Here is an 18,551-nt window from a genome sequence, read left to right on the forward strand (position 1 = left end):
CGGACTGTTTTTCCCGGTTTCCCGTGCTTGCGCATCTTCCGGTGCCATAGTAGTATTTATGTTTTTGACAACGCCGTATGGATTGTGACTTTTATGAGACCATCACTTATTCCATGTGTTTCATGAGGTGTTTTAAAGGCAGAAAGAGTGATAGCAGGTGGCTGAAGCGCGCGCAAAAGAGTTTCTTTTAAGCAACCGGTGGGAACTGCTGGCCGGGCTGGTCAGCCTGGTACTGGTGGACGCCTTCCAGCTGCTGATCCCCCGGGTGGTCAAGCGGGCCGTGGACGACCTGACCCTGCTGGCCGCAGACCTCCGGTCCCTGGCCGGGCACGCGGCCGTTCTGCTGGCCATGGCCCTGGTCATCGCGGTGTTTCGTTACGTGTGGCGCCGCTGCCTTATCGGCACCTCCCGCACGGTTGAAAGGGACCTGCGGGCCCGGCTGGCCGGCCACCTCCAGACCCTGGACGCCGCCTACTTCAATGTCACTTCCACCGGTGACCTCATGGCCAGGGTCACCAACGATATCAACAATATCCGCATGGCCATGGGCCTGGGGCTGGTGGCCCTGATCGATGCCGTGTTTCTGGGTATCGCCGCCATCGGCTTCATGGCTTACATCAACGTGGAACTGACCCTCTACAGCCTGCTGCCCATGCCCATGATCGTGATTCTCACCCGGTTTTTCAGCCGCCGCATGCACAAGATGTACCTGGCGGTGCAGGCCGCCTTTTCAGACATGACCGAAGTCACCCGGGAACGGTTTGCCGGTATTCGGGTGATCAAGGCCTTTGACCGGAAAGCGGCGGAGGCGGGGCGGTTTTCCCGCATTTCCGAGGACTATATTCGCAAAAATCTGGACCTGACCCGGGTCACGGGCACCTTTTTCCCGCTGATGCTGCTGTTCACCAACATCAGCATCGCTATTGTTCTTTACGTGGGCGGCCGCCAGACCATTGCCGCCCAGATCACCATCGGTGATTTCGTGGCGTTTCTCAGCTACCTGACCCTGATCACCTGGCCCATGATGGCCATGGGGTGGGTGGCCAACCTGATGCAGCGGGGCCGGGCCTCCCTGGACCGGATCAACCAGGTGCTGGCCGCCTCCCCTGAAATTAAGGAGGCCTCTGACCCCCGCCCGTTGCCGCATCCCGGCGGAGCGCTCTCTTTTCGCAATGTTTCCTTTTCCTATGCGCCCGGCGGCAAGCCGGTGCTTTCCGATATTCACCTTGATCTGCCCGCCGGAAAAATCCTGTGCATCGTGGGCCCGCCGGGAAGCGGCAAGACCACCCTGGTCCACCTGATGGCCCGGCTCTACGATCCGGACACCGGCACTGTGGCCATGGACGGCATGGATCTGCGCGCCATTCGCATCGCCGACCTGCGGGCCGCCGTAGCCTTCATGCCCCAGGAGCCGTTTCTCTTTTCCGGCACCATTCGGGAAAACATCGCCTTTGACGACACCGTGGCCGACGATAACCCGAAGCTGGTGGACGCGTGCCGGAACGCCGGGCTTCTGGAGACCGTTTTTCTTTTTTCCAACGGGTTTGACACCATTGTGGGAGAAAAGGGTGTGATCCTGTCCGGAGGGCAGAAACAGCGGGTGGCCCTGGCCCGTGCCCTGTACCACGCGGCCCCGGTGATGATCCTGGACGATCCGGTGAGCCAGGTGGACACGGAAACCGCCGGCCATATTCTTTCGGCCCTTCAGTCCGCGGCCCGGACCCGGACCGCGGTGTTTGTTTCTCACCGGCTGTCCCTTGCCCGGCTGGCCGACCGGGTGATCGTTCTTGAAAACGGCCGCATCACCGCCGAAGGAACCCATGAGCAGCTGATGACGACCAGTGACTACTACGCGCGGTCCTGGGCCCTGCAGCGCCTGGAAGAGGAGGCACCATGACACCGCCTGCCCGTTCCGGAAAAGACCGTTTTGCCGAAGCCACCCTGGGCAAACGCCGGGACACGGCCCTGATGGTCCGGCTGCTGCCCTTTATCCGGCCCCAGGCCGGGTGGCTGGCCCTGGCCGTTGGCGTGGTGATGCTGGTGACCCTGTTCGACCTTTCCATTCCCTATATTACCAAGGTGGCCATCGATTCTTACATGGTGCCCGGAACCGTGGTGTCCGAGGCAGGGGCCGGTTCAGGTGAAAAGGGGCGCTACCTGGTGGTGGACCTGTCCGACCCGGCAAAAAAGAAGGTGGTGAATCAATACCCCGGCCTGTTTGCCAGTGTCGATGGCCGGACCGCCCGCATTTCCATGGAGCACCTGGAAAAGCTGGACAGGACCGATCTTGTCCTGCTGCGACAGGACGACATTCGCCGCCTGGCCCTGGCGGCCCTGCTGGTTCTGGGAGTGGCCGTGGCCATGTTCGTGCTCAATTTTGCCCAGGTGATGATCATGGAGTACGCGGGCCAGCGGATCATGCACAGCCTGAGAATAAAGGTGTTTACCCATATTCAGGACCAGAGCATCGACTTTTTCTCGAAAAACCCGGTGGCCCGGCTGGTGACCCGGACCACCAACGACATTCAGAACATGCACGAGATGTTTACCTCGGTGCTGACTTTTTTCTTCAAAGATATGTTCCTGGTGATCGGTATTGCCGTTGTGATGACCATCCTCTCCCCGCGCCTGGCCCTGGCCTGCTTTACCGTGCTGCCCCTGGTGATCCTTGCCGCCGTCTATTTTGCCGGCGCGGCCCGAAGGCCCTTTCGCGCCATGCGGGTGAAGATCGCCGAGATCAACGCCCGGATTTCAGAAACCATTGAAGGCATCTCCGTGATCCGGCTCTTTTCCCAGGAGGCCCGTAATTTTGAGAAATTCGACCGGGCCAACCGTGAATATTACCGGGCCGGCATGCAGCAGATTCATATTGTGGCGGTGTTCCTGCCGGCCATTGAAATGCTGGGCACCGTGGCCCTGGCTATAGTGATCTACGCCGGGGGCCGGGGTGTGCTGTCCGATACCCTCACCATCGGCGTGCTGGCCGCTTTTATCTCCTACATCAAGATGTTTTTTCGGCCCATTCGGGACATCGCTGAAAAATACAACATCACCCAGAACGCCATGTCGTCGGCGGAGCGGATTTTCCAGGTGCTTGACACCGACGAGCGGGTGGTTCGGCCCGGCGCTGACGCCGCGGCCGGCGAACCGGGGGATGGTTTCCACATTCAGACCCTGTCGTTTGAAGACGTCTCTTTTGCCTACGTGGAAAACGAGCCGGTTCTGGAAAATATCTCTTTTACCGTGGAAAAGGGCCGCACCGTTGCCATCGTGGGCCCCACCGGCGCGGGAAAGACCTCCATCGCCAACCTGATATTGCGGTTCTACGAGCCCCGGTCCGGCGCCATCACGGTAAACGGCGTCAATGTTCGGAATTTTTCCACCGCGGCCACCCGGTCGAAAATCGGGTACGTGATGCAGGACCCCTTTCTCTTTTCCGGGACCCTGCGGGACAACATCGTGTTCGGCAGCAATGCGGTTTCCGATAACGCGCTTGCCGCCATTCTGGAACAGGCCCACTGCACATCCCTGGTGGCCAGCCTGGAAAAGGGCGTGGACACGGTGCTCACCCACAAGGGCGCCCTGTTTTCCAGCGGCCAGCGGCAGCTGGTCTCCATTGCCCGGGCCTTTGCCAACGATCCGGACCTGATCCTGTTTGACGAGGCCACCTCCTACATCGACCTGGAAACCGAGCAGCATATCAAGCAGGCCCTGGCCAACCTGGCAAAGGGCCGGGCCGCTGTCATCATCGCCCACCGGCTCTCCACCATTCGGGACGCGGACACCATTCTGGTGCTGCACAGGGGCCGGATCGTGGAGTCCGGCACCCACGACCATCTCATGGCGCAACAGGGATACTACTACCGGTTGAACCGGGTCCAGAGCCGGGCAAGGGAACAGTTCCGGAAGGAGACCCACTGAAAGGCGCGGGACATGAAGCTATAGTCAATCTACAGCCAGTGTCGGAACAAGACAGCAGCTGCGGCCAAGGTGATTTGTGAAATATTCGGGCTGAGGACGACAGGCAAGCCGGGTAATAACAACCAGTGCGGACACGCTTGTTTTGTCGTATCCGCTCCTCAATGACGCCGTTTTCCGCCGCGCCCTCTGACACTGATGCCCCGGCCCGTTTGTAGTGACGCCGTCAGGTGTTTGGCCCGGCCACATATGATGCCCTTAAGGTACACTACAAGCAGGCCGATGCCCCGATTCTCTTGCTCCTGGCCGTAATCCTGATTCGATAGAAATTTCGACTTGAATGGGTGGGGGTTATGACCCGGATCGAATTTTTTTTACCTGCTCCACGATGCGGGGAAGGGCCTGACCGGTTTTCATGGAAATATAGATATCACACACCCGGGCAAAACCATTTTCATTGGGGTTGATCACGATCACCTTTGCGCCGGAAGCCTTGGCCTCGGCCGGAATCTGGGCCGCGGGCGTGACAACACCGGACGTGCCCAGGGCCAGCATCACGTCGCAGGAGCGGGCCGCGGCAAAAGCGTTTTCCACCTCCATCACGGTCTCTCCGAACATCACCACGTCGGGCCGCATTCCCGAACCGCACAGGTCGCAGTCGGGCATGGCGGCAAAAATCGAGGCCGGTGAAAAATCGGGCAGGGTGGAAAGCCGCTCTTTTACCCGCCCGATCAGGGCATGGCGTTCATGGGACCGGCGGGACCGGCACTTCAGGCACCGGAACCGGAACCCGTTGCCGTGCATCTCGATCACTTGGGTGTTGCCCGCCTCCTGGTGCAGGTTGTCAATGTTCTGGGTAATGACGGCCTGAAGAATGCCCATGCGCTCCAGGTCGAAAAGGGCCCGGTGGCCGGGGTTGGGGATCGCGGCGTCAAACACGGCCAGAAGCTCCATGAACATGGCCACCAGCTTTTCAGGGTTCTTTTCCAGGGAGGCCAGCAGGCCTTGTGTGTCGCCCACCTCGGCCGGGTTGAGCCGGTCCCACACGCCGCCGGGATCGCGGAACGTGGGAATGCCGCTTTCCGCGGAAACCCCGGCCCCGGAAAAGACCGCGGCCCGGGAGGCGCCGGCCAGCACTTTTGCGGCCTCATGTATTGCGTTGTCCAGGTTCATTGTGCCCCCTTTTTTCAGACAGCAGGCGCGGAATCAGTGGCCGTCTGAAATAATTTCAACGGTCATGCGGTTCTCAACCACATCCAGCACCTGAACATAAAACCCGTCGGCCCGGATCGCGCCAATGGCACCGGCCAGGGCCTCGGCCCCGCCCATAGCCTGAACCACCACCAGGGCCTCGTCGATTTTCATTTCCCGTATCTGGACCCGCTTGACAGGGGCAAGGGACTCCACGGCCGACCGAAACGACCCCAGCTGGGCAAGGTAGCCCACGCCCCGCACCGTGACATCAAAACTCCGGGTCTGCACCTGCTGCCGGTCCCAGGCCACGGCCATGGCGGGCGACAGCCCGGCTGCGGCCCGGGCCCCGGCTGCGGCCTGCACCATGGCCTTGTCAAAAAAGAGCGTCTCTTCGTCAGGCGGCATCACCTCGGTGGCCAGGGAAAACACCTCCCGGCCTGTATCCGTGCTCACCACCCGGGCATTGATCGTGCCCTGCCATCCGGTTTTCGACTCCCTGCCGGTGCGCACCGGCGGAGTGGCCGCCACATGACCGGTCACCACGAAATCCACTCCCATTTCCCGGCCCAGCGACACGAACCGGGCCGGCGCCATGTCCGCCCCGGCCTGGCCCGATTCCCCGGCCAGCAGGCTTTCTGATCCGGCCACCGGCCGAAACCCCCTTTTTAAAAGGCTGTCGGTCATGGCCTGGTTGGCAGCCACGGCCGGGCCGTCATTGTCGGCATCCAGCAGAAGCAGCATTACACCCGGCATATTCTCCCTGTCCGGCAGCACGCCGGCCCGCAGCACCTGCCGCCGCAACTGGTCCGTTGACACCGAGGCCCGGACCAGGACCCGGCACACATCCTCCCGCCGGGCATCGGCCAGCACCTGGTAGGTCAGGATGGCCTGGCCTTCAACCGCCCGGGCCGCCGCGTCCAGGTCGGCAAAATTGGCCGCCAGAATCTCCTGGGTCACCACCCGGCGCATGACCTCGTCCACGGCCAAAGAGAGCCCGTTGTCAATGGCCTCCCGCTTGGCCGCGGCCGCATCCGTATCCTGCGTCTCAACGCCGGTGCCCACCACATTCACGGTCACGGCAGTGTCTCCACCGGCGGCAGACCTTGCCAAAGCCGGAGAAAAAAACAGGCCCGCAACAGCCATGCCACACACGGCCACCAGCCACGACACAGACACGACACACCGATTTTTCATATTCTTGCACCTTGTTTGTTATGTATTTTTCCGCGCCCGCCACCGGGCGTGGACGGCGCCTACGTGCGCCGCAAAATGGTATAATCCGCCAGCTTTTCCAGCAGGGTCCTTGTTTCCGACGGTTCGAACATATCCAGGGCCGACCGGGCCTCCTGAATATGGGCCTCGGCGCACCGCCGGGTATAGCCGATGCCGTCGTAGGTCTCCAGCAGCCGCTTCAGGGTTTCAAAGGCCGCGTCGGTCACATCGGGGTTGCCCATGATTCGCTTTATGGTTTCAGCATCACCGGCATCGGCCCGGCCAAGGGCATGGATCAGGGGCAGGGTGAATTTGCCCTCCCGCAGGTCGGCGCCCACCGCCTTGCCCAGCACCTGGGTGTCCGCCGTGTAGTCCAGCAGGTCATCGATCATCTGAAAAGCCATCCCCAGGTTCCGCCCATAGTCCGCCAGCGCACGGGCATGGGCATCCGAAGCCCCGGCCAGAATGGCGCCGGAGCGGCAGGCCCCCTCCATCAGCACCGCGGTCTTGTGTAGAATGATGGTCCGGTACTCCGCTTCGGAAAGGTTCACGTTGCCTTTTCGGGCCAGCTGGTGAATCTCGCCCTGGGACATGTCCTCGAGAATATCGGCCAGAATTTTCATCAGCGCGATTCTGCCGGTGTCCACGGCAATGGAGGCGGACCGGGCCAGCAGAAAGTCCCCCACCAGCACCGCCGAGGCCGGGTCCCACACAACATGGGCCGCCGGGCTGCCCCGGCGCATGGCCGCGCCGTCCACAATGTCGTCGTGAAGCAGGGTGGCGGTGTGAAGATACTCAAACATCACGGAAACCCGCTTGTCGTCACTCCCGTCGTATCGACACAGCCGGGCGCAAAGCACCATCAGCAGAGGCCGGACGCGCTTGCCCCCGGTAAACAGAATATGACCGGCGATCTCGCGCACCTTGTCAAAATACGGGGTCAGGTTGTCGGCCAGGGCCGTTTCAATGGCTTCCATGTCCCCCGCCACACGGGAAAAGATATAGCCCCGCAGATCCTCGCTCATTGTGCTTCTCCTGTCAGGTCATACGCGGACGCCCCGGTGATGCGTACGGACACCCGGTCACCCGGGGCATAATCACCGGCACCGGAAAAACAGACATCACCGTCCACCTCAGGGGCCTGGAACCAGGCCCGGCCGAAAAACAGGCCGTCCTCCGCCTTTTCCTCCACCAGCACCGGTTCGCGGCTGCCGACCCGTTTTGCCAGGCGCCGGGACGATATATCGATCTGGGCCGTCATCACCCGATCGTACCGGTGCCGGGCCGTTTTTGACGACACGTGACCGTCCAGTCCATGGGAGGACAGGGCCTCGTCATCCGAATAGATAAACGCGCCCAGATGATCAAACGCGACGCCAGTGATAAAATCAAGCAGTTTTTCAAAATCGGCGGGCTTCTCGCCGGGAAATCCCACCAGGACCGTGGTGCGCAGCACCGCGTCCGGATCCGCCCTTCGAATGTCGTCAAACAGCCGGTGCAGGTCAGCGGCGGTGTGGCGCCGGCCCATCCGCTTGAGCACCCGGTCGCTGGCGTGCTGCACCGGCACGTCAAAATAGGAACAGAGGTTGTCCCGTTCCGTCATCACGCGAATCAGGTCCGGGTCCATGGTGTCGGGGTGCATATAAAGCACCCGGACCCAGATGTCGCCCACGGCGTCGGAAAGCGCCATCAGCAGGGATGCCAGCGATACCGGGGGGGAGAGGTCGGCTCCATAAGCCGTGGTCTCCTGGGCCACCAGTACGAGCTCTTTTGCACCGGCGGCCACCAGGCCCCGGGCCTCGACCACGATGTCGGCCGGGGGCCGGCTCCGCTGGCGGCCCCGCAGCCGGGGAATGATGCAGTAGGTGCAGCGCCGGTCACACCCCTCGGCGATCTTTACATAAACGGTGTGGGGCGTGGCGCAGATTCTCCGGTCAGCGGCGGCCTGCATGGGCACCGCGTCCGGCGGTGGCAGGGTGCACCGGGAAAGTGTGCTCTCTTTGCCGGCCACGGCCTCAATCACCCGGTGGTAGGCGCCGGTGCCGAAAAAAAAGTCTGCCTCGGGCAGGGCCCCGGCCAGCTCTTCCCCAAAGCGCTCCGGCAGGCAGCCGCAAACGATCAGGCGGCGGCATGAACCCTCGCTTTTATACCGGGCCAGGGCCAGAATGGTGTCCACCGCCTCGTTGACCGCATCTTCAATAAAGGCGCAGGTATTGACCACCAGCACATCGGCCCCTGCCGGATCATCGCAGACAGTAAGCCCTTCGGCGGCAAAGGCCCCCAGCATGAGCTCGCTGTCCACCTGGTTCTTGGCGCAGCCAAGGCTGGTGAGGTGTACCTTCATGTTATTTTCCTGAAAACTTTGGCTTTCGCTTTTCAGCAAACGCGGCAATGGCCTCGTACAGGTCTTCGGAAGGAATCACGTTGGCGCTCATGGAGGCCACGTAGGTCAGGCCGTCGGCCACGGACTTGCCGATACCGTAGTTGAGCACATCCTTGGAGGACTGCACCGCCAGGGGCGATTTTTCGGAAATCTCTTCGGCCATGGCCTGGGCACCGGCAAACAGGGCCTCCCGGTCCTTGAACACGGCATTGACCAGCAGCACCTCTTTTGCCCGGGCCGCGTCGATATTTTTGGCGGTATAGGCCAGCTCCCGGGTCACGCCCTGGCCCACGATATGGGGAATGCGCTGCAGGACCCCCACATCGGCCACAAACCCCACGGCCGCCTCGCGCAGGGAAAAGACCGCGTCCTGGCTGCACAACCGGATGTCACAGGCCGTGGCCATGTCCAGGCCCGCGCCCACGCAATAGCCGTGAATGGCGGCAATCACCGGCTTGCGGCACCATTCGATGCAGCTCATGGTGTCCTGCAACCGGTAGATCTTTTTCAGCAGGCTTCGCTTGATCCCGCCCCGCTGGTGCATGTCGGCCAGCTCGGGCATCTCCCCGGCCATGGCCATCAGGTCAATGCCAGCGGAAAAGGCCTCGCCCTTGCCGGCCACCACCACGCACCGGATGTCGTCGTCACCGTCCAGGTCCTCAAAAATGGGCACGGTCTCTTCCCATGCCGGCGGGTTCATGGCGTTTTTCTTTTCCGGCCGGTTCAGATAGACCCATGCCACCGGCGGCTTTTTTTCCACAAGGTAAAACGTATAGTCGGTTGTCATTATTCTCTCCTGGTGTGTTGTAATAAGTGTTTTAGAGATGATCAGCGATCTTAACTCTTACTCTTGCTCTTGCTCGTAATCTTGATCGAAAATCACCCGGCACAGGGGAGAAAGAAAGATCAAGAGCACGAGTAAGAGCAAGATTACGATTCGGATACGTCCATCTGACGACGTTAAACAATCCTCTTCCTTGTTACTGCGCGACAAATCCGGTTGACCAAAAATCCTCGTACGTGCCGTCGGTCCGGCGGACCGTGATGCAGCTCTCCACGTTTTCCAGGGTGTTTACCAGGGCCGTTCCGGGTTCGGCCCCCATCACCATCAGGGCTGTGGCCAGTCCGTCGGCAAAGGTGCAGGTGTCGGCCACCACAGTGGCGCTGACCACACCATTGGCCACGGGATAACCGGTCCGGGGGTCCAGCACATGGCTGTAGGTCCGATCGTCGATCACAAAATAGTTCCGGTAGTCACCACTGGTGGCCATGGCCCGGTCGGACAGGGCCACCACCTGGCGCACCCGGTCCACCGGCGCACCCGGTTCAGGCGTGTTGATGCCGATACGCCAGGGATCCCCGGTTTCCCGTACACCGGCGGCATACACTTCGCCCCCGACTTCCACGATAAAATTGTCGACACCGGCCTCCCGAAGCACCTCGGCCACGACATCCACGCCATACCCCTTGGCAATGGAGGCAAAGTCCAGAAACAGGCAGGGCGTTTTTTTCACCAGGCGGTTTGCCTCATCAATCTGAAGCGAATCGTATCCCACGCAGGTCAGCACCTGGTCGATTTCGGCCGAATCCGGTACAAAACGCTGCTGCTCCGGCCGGTCAAACCCCCACAGGATCATCAGGGGCCACACCGACCCGTCCCAGGCCCCATCGGTCAGCCGAAACAGGGCCATGCCTTCGGCAGCCACCCGCAAAAAATCTTTGGACACGGCAAAGGGCTGGTCCTGGCCGATCTCGTTGTTAAACCGGGAAATCTCACTGGTGTCCATATACGTGGACATACCGGCGTTGATGTGGGCCAGCCGGGCCTCGACCTTCTTTTGCAGGGGCGCGGTGCGTGACAGCATTCCGGTCACCACCGTGACATGGTACTCGGTGCCCATGGTTTTTCCGGAAAAGGTCTTGTGCCGTGAGCCGTCGCACCCGGCAAAAGCCAGGCAGAGGCAGGCCGCGGCCAGCATCCACCGGCCTGAATATTTTGTTAAACGCCTCATCATTGAATCCTTCGTTGCGGTTATCGACCAGACAAAGAGGGAGTCTAGGCGATCATAAAAAAAACCGCAAGCCCGGACCTTCTTTGCCCGGCGGCTTTACAAAAAAACGCTGATAGGATAAACAGACATTACGATATCGAATCGTCTTTGTTCTGCTTTTTATATCAACCGATTGAGTCGCAAAATACCATGAAAGTCGCCGCCGTTCAGATGACCGCCCTTGTGGGCCGGGTCGAAAAAAACATGCGGGCCGCCGAAGCCCTGGCAAAAGAGGCCTTTGACCAGGGCGCGCAAATGGTGATCCTGCCCGAATTTTTCACATCCGCCATGGGCTTTTCCCAAAAAATGGACCGGGCGGCCCGGCCTGTGGACGGCGCCCCCATGCGCCTTTTGCAGAAACTGGCCGCCGACCACGACGGTATTGTGGGTGGCTCCTTTCTGTCCCGGCGGGGGCTTGATCATTATAATACCTTTGTGCTGGCCTTTGCCGACGGCACGGTCTGCACCCACGACAAGGACCAGCCCACCATGTGGGAAAACTGCTACTACCGGGGCGGGTCGGACAATGGCGTGATGGACACGCCCATCGGCCCGGTGGGCGCGGTTTTGTGCTGGGAATTCGTGCGCACCCGCACCGCCCGCCGCCTTTTGGGCCGGGTGAACCTGGTGGTGGGCGGTTCCTGCTGGTGGGACCTGCCCGATGCCCGGCTGCCCGGATTCACGCCCCAGGTGAAAGCGAAAAACCTGGCCATCATGAAAGAGACGCCGGCCCGGTTTGCCCGCCTCACCGGCTGCCCGGTGGTGCACGCGGCCCATGCCGGTGATTTTGTGTGCAAAACGCCCCTGGCGCCCGGCCTTGCCTACCGGTCCTGCTTTCTGGGCCAAACCCAGATCGTGGACGGAAGCGGCGCGGTGCTGGCCCGCATGGACCGGACAGACGGACAGGGCTTTGTACTGGCCGACCTGGACCTGACCCGCCGGCACTCGCCGTCCGAGACCATTCCCGACCGGTTCTGGATTCCCGACCTGCCCGCGGCCATCCGGTTTGCCTGGTGGTACCAGAACCTGCACGGCAAATGGTATTACAACCGGCACCACGCCCGTTTTGTTCATGCCGACAGGAGGCGCTCATGACCCCTGCCCCGAAAACCGGAAAGATAAGGGTAACGATCCTGGGTTCCGGCACCTGCGTGCCCTCGCTTACGCGAAGCGCCTGCGCCGTGCTGGTGGAAATTGCCGGGGCAAAAGTCGTGTTTGACTGCGGGCCGGGCACCATGCGGCGGCTGCTGGAAACCGGCACAGGCATTCATGATGTTTCCCACCTCTTTTTTTCCCACTTTCATCCGGACCACACCGGTGAGATGGCCACCTTTCTGTTTGCCGGCAAATATTCCCCCGGCCCCCGGCGGACGCGTCCCATGGTGATGGCTGGCGGCACCGGCTTTGCCCGGTTTTACGAGGCCTTTAAAGGGGTCTATGGCGAGTGGATTGAATGGGCCGACGACCTGCTGGTGATTGAGGAATTTGACACAACCGGCCCGGACACCCGGAGCTATGACGGGTTTTTTCTGACCACACGGCCGGTGCCCCACCGGCCGGAGAGCATTGCCTTCCGCCTGGAGGCCGGCGGCGTGTCCGTGGTCTACTCCGGCGATACCGACGTAAGCGACAGCCTGATAACACTTGCAAAAAACGCGGATCTGATGATATGTGAATCAGCGTTGCCCGACGGGTGGAAGGTGGACGGCCACCTGACCCCCTCCCTGGCCGGCGAAATGGCCCAAAAGGCCGGCGTCAGGCGCCTGGTGCTGACCCACCTCTATCCGATGTGCGACATGGTGGACATCGTCAGCCAGTGCCGGTCCGCCTATGACGGAGACGTGCAAGTGGCCGAAGACCTGATGCGAATCGAGGTACCATGAATTACTATCCGGTATGCCTGAAAATAGAGGGCAAAAACTGCCTGGTGGTGGGCGGCGGCGGCGTGGCGGGCCGCAAGGTGAAAACCCTGCTGGCTTGCGGAGCAAAGGTCACAGTGGTGACCCTAGCCGCCAATGACGCCATTTTGCGGCTGGCGGACGAAGGCGTGATTACCCTTTTCCTGCGAGCCTATGAACCGTCCGATCTGGAGGGCATGTTTCTAGTAATCGGCGCCACCAGCGACACGGAACTGAACTTCCGGATCAGCGAGGACGCCGACAGAAAAAACATGCTGTGTAACATCGCTGATGTGCCGGATGCCTGCAATTTTATTCTGCCGGCCGTGGTGCAGCAGGGGGACCTGCAGATCTCGGTTTCCACCTCCGGCAAAAGCCCGGCCTTTGCCAAGCACCTGCGAAAAGAGATGGAGCGGCAGTTCGGCGCCGAGTATGCCGTGTTTCTTTCCCTGATGGGGGCCATTCGAAAAGAGCTGCTGGCCCAGGAACACGCGCCCGAGGCACACAAAGGGCTGTTTGAGGAGCTGATCGCGGCCGGGCTGCTGAACATGATCCGGGAAAAAAGGGATAAGGATATTGACACCCTTTTAGGCAAAACCCTTGGCCCTGAATTTTCCTTAAAGGACTTGGGTGTTGAAATATAAAATAAGGCCTACGGTGGTCGGGTTCGATACCGATACCGATCCCGATAGCGATTAGGATAGAATGATTCAGACGGTTCCATATATACATTGTTCCGGGGAGAAACACCCATGATGATTTCTCTTGCCGCCACAACGGCTGTCCTGCTTTACACCCTGAGCACGGCCGCCTATTTTGTGTTTCTCTTTTCCCAGAAAGACAGCATCTACCGCTACGGATTCGGCCTGCTGCTGGCCGGTTTTCTGGCGCACGGCCTGGCCCTGGTGCTTCAGATTATTGTTCTGGGGCACCTGCCGGCCTTTACCCTCTCCCAGTCCCTCTCTCTGGCGGCCTGGTCCCTGGCCGGGCTGTTCGTGCTGTTTCAGTGGCGGCTGAACCTTAATTTTTTCGGCATCTATGTGGCGCCCCTGGTACTGATCACCCTGCTGGCGGCCCTGCTGCTGCCGGAGCGATCCACCCCGCCCATTGACGATATTCACACCTGGGCCAACAATGCATGGCTGATCGTTCACATCGTTACGGTGTTTGTGGGGGACGCGGCCTTTGCCCTTGCCTGCGGGGCCGGCATCTTCTACCTGATCCAGGAGCGGGCCATCAAACAGAAAAAACGGGGCTTTTTTTACCGGCGGCTTCCCTCCCTGGACCGCCTGGATTCAGCCGGATACGCCTGCCTGGTGGTGGGGTTCACCCTGCTCACCATCGGCCTGATCACCGGTGTGGTATATGCCGGCCTGGTGTGGGGCGTTTTCTGGCGGTGGGATCCCAAAGAGGTGTGGTCCGGCATCACCTGGCTGGTTTACGCGGCCCTGCTTCACGAACGGCTGGTGGCGGGATGGCGGGGCCGCCGGGCCGCCATCATGGCCATTATCGGGTTCTGCGTGGTGGTGTTCACCTTTCTCGGGGTTAATTTTCTGCTGGAGGGCCACCACGGCGTTTTTACGAAAATATGAACGACATCACAAACCGCCACTCGGCTTATAAAGCCGTTTCTCCCAACACTATTCTGCTGACCGGTATCAACCATCAGACCGCGCCGGTGGAGGTGCGGGAAAAGGTCTCGTTTTCACCCCAGGAGGTGCCCGAAGCCCTGGACGCCCTGGTTGCCGAGCCCGCCATCCTGGAGCTGATCCTGATCTCCACCTGCAACCGCACCGAGCTGCTTCTTACCACCAACGATCCGGCCGCGGCCCGAAAGTCCGCCACCGATTGCCTGGCCCGGCGCAAGGGCCTGTCGCCGGAGCAGCTGGCGCCCTACCTTTACCTGCACGCGGCCGACGCGGCGGTGCGCCACATCTTTCGCGTGGCGTCCGGGCTGGACTCCATGATCATGGGCGAACCCCAGATTTTCGGCCAGGTCAAGGAGGCCTATCGCCTGGCCGTGGAGCGCAAAACCTCGGGCGTGATTTTAAACCGATTGATTCACAAAACCTTTCTGGTGGCCAAGCGGGTCAGAAGCGAAACCGGCATCGGCGACAGCGCGGTGTCGGTAAGCTATGCCGCCGTTGAACTGGCCAAAAAGATATTCGGCGTTCTTGAGGACAAAAGCGTGCTGCTGATCGGCGCCGGTGAGATGGCCGAGCTGGCGGTGGAGCATTTTGCCGGCCACCGGGTGAAAACCATTTTCGTGGCCAACCGGACCTTTGAGCGGGCCGTGGAACTGGCCCGGCGCTACCAGGGCCGGGCCGTGAGCTTTCCCGAAATTCCGGATATGCTGGGCACCGTGGACATCGTGGTCAGCTCCACCGGGGCTCCGGACTTTGTGGTGACAAAAGACCAGGTCCGCCAGGTGATGCGGGGCCGGCGCAACAACCCGATCTTTTTTATCGACATTGCCGTTCCCCGGGACATCGACCCGGCCGTCAACCGGGTGGAAAACGCCTATGTTTACGATATTGACGACCTGCAGGCGGTGATCGACGAAAACATCAGCCAGCGCCGCCACGAGGCGATCCGGGCCGAGCGGATTGTGGATGAGGCGGTGATCACCTTTCGCACCTGGTACGAAAGCCTGGACGTGGTGCCCACCATCGTGGCCCTGCGGGACAAGCTCTCCGAGATGGCCCATGGCGAGGCCAGAAAAACCCTGGCCTCCACCTTAAAGCACCTGCCGCCGGAAGAGCAGGACACCATCCACAAAATGACCGAGGCCATTGTCAACAAGCTGCTTCACGACCCCACCACCTTTTTAAAACAGGTTGAAGAAAAAAAAGACAAAGCCCGGTATCTCGACATTGTTCGCCGCCTGTTCAAAATCGAATCCTGATCCCCCTCCTCCCTATTACTCTTCCTCGTGCTCTTCCTCGTGCTCTTCCTCGTGCTCTTCCTCGTGCTCGTGCTCGTGCTCTTAATCTTACTCTTGCTCGTAGTCACCCTACCGCCCCAAGTCGCCACCGTACTCGTCATTACCCGGCTTGACCGGGCGATGACACATGGCGCCACAAAAATTGCTTCGTCGCATAATGATGCGCAGTAGGGACGACCCCCCCCCGTTTGTAGTGTGCCCGTAAGGGCATCGAACATGCCCGGTCGATAAACGCCTGACGGCGTCACTACAAACACAATTTTAAATTGCTGCTGCTGCAATTGAACGAAATCGATTTCGATCCCGATAGCGATTTTGATAAGGGGGTAGACGCCTGGGTTTGATAAAAAGATCGGCGGTCGTTGCTGCCTGGCCGCATGGCGGCCTGAAGGCCGCCGCTACAGCTGCTCTTTACAGAAGTTTTGCCTCTTCTTTTCCGGCCGCCTTGAACCGGTTTTTGTCAATACCCAGGCGCTGCATCTTGTTATACAGGGCCCGGGTATGAATGCCCGCCATTCTGGCCGCCTCGCCCACCCGGCCCCGGGTCTCCCTTAACACCATCTGAAGGTAGGCCTGCTCCACCCGATCCATCACCTCCTGGCGCACCTGGGGCAGGGTCTTGCCCTTCCACGCGGCCGGATCCAGAGCCCCCTGGGTCATGGCGTCCTTTGAAAGGGCCGCCGGGGAATTAAAAATGTAGGGCAGGTCCTCAATGCCTATGATCTCCTGCGGGCAGAGCAGAATGGCCCGCTCAATCACGTTCATCAGCTCCCGCACGTTGCCCGGCCACTCGTACTGGCACAGGGCCGCCATGGCCGCCTCGGTGACCCCCCGAATCTCCTTGCCGATCTTGAGTTGGTAGTGTTCGATAAACCGGTGGACCATGCCGGGAATGTCCTCCTTGCGGTCCGACAGCGGCGGAATGGTCAGGGTGATCACGCCCAGCCGGTAAAACAGGTCTTTTCGAAAGGTCTGCTTTTCCACTGCCAGGGCCAGGTCCTGGTTGGTGGCGGCGATCACCCGAATGTCCACCCAGGTGGAACGTTCGCTGCCCACGGGCCGAATCTCGTAGTCCTGCAAAACCCGCAGCAGCTTGGCCTGAAGATGGAGCGGCATTTCGCCGATTTCATCTAAAAAAATGGTGCCGCCGTGGGCCATTTCAAAGGCTCCCCGCCGGGACCGGATGGCGCCGGTAAAAGCCCCCTCTTCGTGACCGAACAGTTCGCTTTCCAGCAACTGCTCCTGAAGGGCCGCCGCGTTCACCGCGGTAAAGGGCCCGGCCGACCGGGGGCTTTCCGAGTGAATGGCCCGGGCCAGGTGCTCCTTTCCCACCCCGGTCTCACCCAGGACCAGAAGCGGGGCATTGCTGGGAATCACCTTCCACACGTCCTCCATCAGCAACTGCATGCTCTGGCTCTGGGAGATAAAATCCCCCAGCTTGGGCGAAGCCTGGCCCCGGGCCGTGAGACGGGTCTTCTGAATCAGCTGGCGCCGGGACTCTAACGTGGACTCAATGGCCTCGATCAGGCTTTTTCGGGAGATGCCGTCATACAGCACCACGTCGGCGCCGGCCCCCACCAACTGGGCATGCTCCTCGGAAGAATCGCTGTTGTGCAGGACCACCGTGGTGGGGGTTTCGGGCAGTTCGTTCAGCATGGCAATGCTGGATTCGATCTGGGCCGGCATAAAGGAGGCGCTGACCACGAGGATGTCGCCGCAGCTGCGGATCACCCGCTGCCAGGGATTTTTCGCGTCCCCGCAGGTTTCCACCTGAACGTCATCAAACTGCTGAAACTGCTTGTCCATGTAGGTCTGAAGGTTACGGTTCTTGATGGCCAGCACCAGACGAATGAGCATGTTGTTTCCTTAAAAAAAGAATTTTATTGCCGAATTTATTCCACCATAAACCCACACGCGCAAACCGTCAAGCCCAAAAAAACGGGCTGGTTCAAAGAATCCCTATTGTTTTAAGATTGATATACAATTTACCGGATCAAACGGCCAAACCGGCCCGCAGGCGGTCCGATCCTGACGGCAGAATTTAAGCTTTTTTATGCTTAAAATAATCAAAAACAGCAAAACAATACCTGTTTTTCTCTGGCTTTCATCTTTATTTCCGGGACTTTTTAACAAACCCTATTGATTCCAGACACCTAAAAACAATTAATTTTTTGGCACAAAAAGTGCTTTATGTTCCTCAAAGACACCTTCGGCATAAAAGCAGGGACACTTTCGCCCGACACCGAACAGACAACCTTTCATATATATTACAAGGAGACACAGCCCATGAGCGCACTGGCACTGAAACGGCAGGAGGCTTTTGAACCCGTCGCGTCATCCCCCAAAGCCTTCGAAACCCAGCAGGTATGGGGCATTGCTTCGGCCATTGATATCTACAACTGCAATCCGGACACCATTCGGGACGCTGACGCCATTCGCCGGTTCGTGGTGGAGCTGTGCGACCTGATCGAGATGCGGCGGTTCGGCGAAACCCAGGTGGTCCACTTTGGTGAAGACGAGCGCGTGGCCGGCTACTCCATGGTGCAGCTGATCGAGACCTCCCTGATTTCGGGCCATTTTGCCAACCTGACCAATGCCGTGTACCTGGACGTGTTCAGCTGCAAGGCCTATGACCCGGAAACGGTCCGACGCTTTGCCCAGAACTACTTCGGCGGTACTCACAGCGCGATCAATGTCACCATGCGCCACTGATCCGCATATTTCATGAAATTTTTCGACATTGATGGGTATTTACCTCAAACACAGATAGTTTTTGAATGCACAGCCTGTCGTGAGCTGCTTGAGGTATTTTACGCCAATTTTATGTCGAAAATTTTCACCCTTCGGGCGAGCCGCCTTGCCCGCATCTGCTCTCGTTGCGGCATACTCGCGGTAGATTGACTACAGCTTCGCATGCCGCGCCTTGCATCTGCGGCCAAATCAACTCGTGA

15 protein-coding genes are annotated in these 18,551 nt (G+C 60.0%); 8 read left to right on the top strand and 7 right to left on the bottom strand.

The window, feature by feature from the left end:
* Positions 1-157: 157 nt before the first annotated feature.
* Positions 158-1,897, top strand: a complete 1,740-nt coding sequence (locus DOLE_RS16600; RefSeq protein ID WP_012176639.1) for an ABC transporter ATP-binding protein — start codon at positions 158-160, stop codon at positions 1,895-1,897.
* Entirely contained in the window at positions 1,894-3,921 is a 2,028-nt protein-coding gene (locus DOLE_RS16605) for an ABC transporter ATP-binding protein (RefSeq protein ID WP_012176640.1), read from the top strand. Before DOLE_RS16600 ends, DOLE_RS16605 begins: the two co-directional genes overlap by 4 nt.
* Before the next feature lie 348 nt (positions 3,922-4,269).
* Here DOLE_RS16605 and DOLE_RS16610 read toward each other — a convergent pair whose 3' ends face one another.
* The 6 genes from DOLE_RS16610 to DOLE_RS16635 all read right to left on the bottom strand — a co-directional run bounded on the left by DOLE_RS16610 (position 4,270) and on the right by DOLE_RS16635 (position 10,719).
* Entirely contained in the window at positions 4,270-5,091 is an 822-nt protein-coding gene (locus tag DOLE_RS16610) for an SIR2 family NAD-dependent protein deacylase (RefSeq protein ID WP_012176641.1), read from the bottom strand.
* 33 nt (positions 5,092-5,124) lie between these two features.
* Positions 5,125-6,306, bottom strand: coding sequence for a hypothetical protein (locus tag DOLE_RS16615; RefSeq protein WP_012176642.1), 1,182 nt, complete (start codon positions 6,304-6,306; stop codon positions 5,125-5,127).
* 59 nt (positions 6,307-6,365) lie between these two features.
* Entirely contained in the window at positions 6,366-7,349 is a 984-nt protein-coding gene (locus tag DOLE_RS16620) for a polyprenyl synthetase family protein (RefSeq protein WP_012176643.1), read from the bottom strand.
* Positions 7,346-8,668, bottom strand: coding sequence for a 30S ribosomal protein S12 methylthiotransferase RimO (gene rimO, locus DOLE_RS16625; protein ID WP_012176644.1), 1,323 nt, complete (start codon positions 8,666-8,668; stop codon positions 7,346-7,348). The genes DOLE_RS16620 and rimO overlap by 4 nt, the downstream gene beginning before the upstream one ends.
* A 1-nt stretch (position 8,669) precedes the next feature.
* On the bottom strand, positions 8,670-9,494 hold the full coding sequence (locus tag DOLE_RS16630; protein WP_012176645.1) for a crotonase/enoyl-CoA hydratase family protein: 825 nt from the start codon (positions 9,492-9,494) through the stop codon (positions 8,670-8,672).
* Between the two features lie 193 nt (positions 9,495-9,687).
* Positions 9,688-10,719 (bottom strand): FAD:protein FMN transferase, encoded by a 1,032-nt coding sequence (locus DOLE_RS16635; protein ID WP_041280667.1) that lies wholly within the window; start codon positions 10,717-10,719, stop codon positions 9,688-9,690.
* Between the two features lie 189 nt (positions 10,720-10,908).
* Between DOLE_RS16635 and DOLE_RS16640 the strand changes: the two genes are divergently transcribed.
* The 5 genes from DOLE_RS16640 to hemA all read left to right on the top strand — a co-directional run bounded on the left by DOLE_RS16640 (position 10,909) and on the right by hemA (position 15,561).
* On the top strand, positions 10,909-11,853 hold the full coding sequence (locus DOLE_RS16640; RefSeq protein ID WP_012176647.1) for a carbon-nitrogen hydrolase family protein: 945 nt from the start codon (positions 10,909-10,911) through the stop codon (positions 11,851-11,853).
* Positions 11,850-12,641 carry an MBL fold metallo-hydrolase gene (locus DOLE_RS16645; RefSeq protein ID WP_012176648.1) on the top strand — a complete coding sequence of 264 codons (792 nt, stop codon included), beginning with the start codon at positions 11,850-11,852 and terminating at the stop codon, positions 12,639-12,641. Before DOLE_RS16640 ends, DOLE_RS16645 begins: the two co-directional genes overlap by 4 nt.
* The gene (locus tag DOLE_RS16650; RefSeq protein ID WP_012176649.1) at positions 12,638-13,300 is read left to right on the top strand and encodes a precorrin-2 dehydrogenase/sirohydrochlorin ferrochelatase family protein; all 663 of its coding nucleotides are present in this window, start codon (positions 12,638-12,640) and stop codon (positions 13,298-13,300) included. Before DOLE_RS16645 ends, DOLE_RS16650 begins: the two co-directional genes overlap by 4 nt.
* Before the next feature lie 108 nt (positions 13,301-13,408).
* Positions 13,409-14,248 (top strand): c-type cytochrome biogenesis protein CcsB, encoded by an 840-nt coding sequence (gene ccsB / locus DOLE_RS16655; RefSeq protein ID WP_012176650.1) that lies wholly within the window; start codon positions 13,409-13,411, stop codon positions 14,246-14,248.
* A complete protein-coding gene (gene hemA, locus DOLE_RS16660) occupies positions 14,245-15,561 on the top strand; it encodes a glutamyl-tRNA reductase (RefSeq protein WP_012176651.1) in 1,317 nt (438 codons plus the stop codon). Before ccsB ends, hemA begins: the two co-directional genes overlap by 4 nt.
* Positions 15,562-16,011: 450 nt before the next feature.
* Here hemA and DOLE_RS16665 read toward each other — a convergent pair whose 3' ends face one another.
* Positions 16,012-17,457, bottom strand: a complete 1,446-nt coding sequence (locus tag DOLE_RS16665; protein ID WP_012176652.1) for a sigma-54 interaction domain-containing protein — start codon at positions 17,455-17,457, stop codon at positions 16,012-16,014.
* A 429-nt stretch (positions 17,458-17,886) separates the two neighbouring features.
* Between DOLE_RS16665 and speD the strand changes: the two genes are divergently transcribed.
* Positions 17,887-18,312, top strand: coding sequence for an S-adenosylmethionine decarboxylase (speD, locus tag DOLE_RS16670; protein ID WP_052294352.1), 426 nt, complete (start codon positions 17,887-17,889; stop codon positions 18,310-18,312).
* Positions 18,313-18,551: the final 239 nt, after the last annotated feature.

This window comes from Desulfosudis oleivorans Hxd3 (assembly GCF_000018405.1).
Lineage (GTDB): Bacteria > Desulfobacterota > Desulfobacteria > Desulfobacterales > Desulfosudaceae > Desulfosudis > Desulfosudis oleivorans.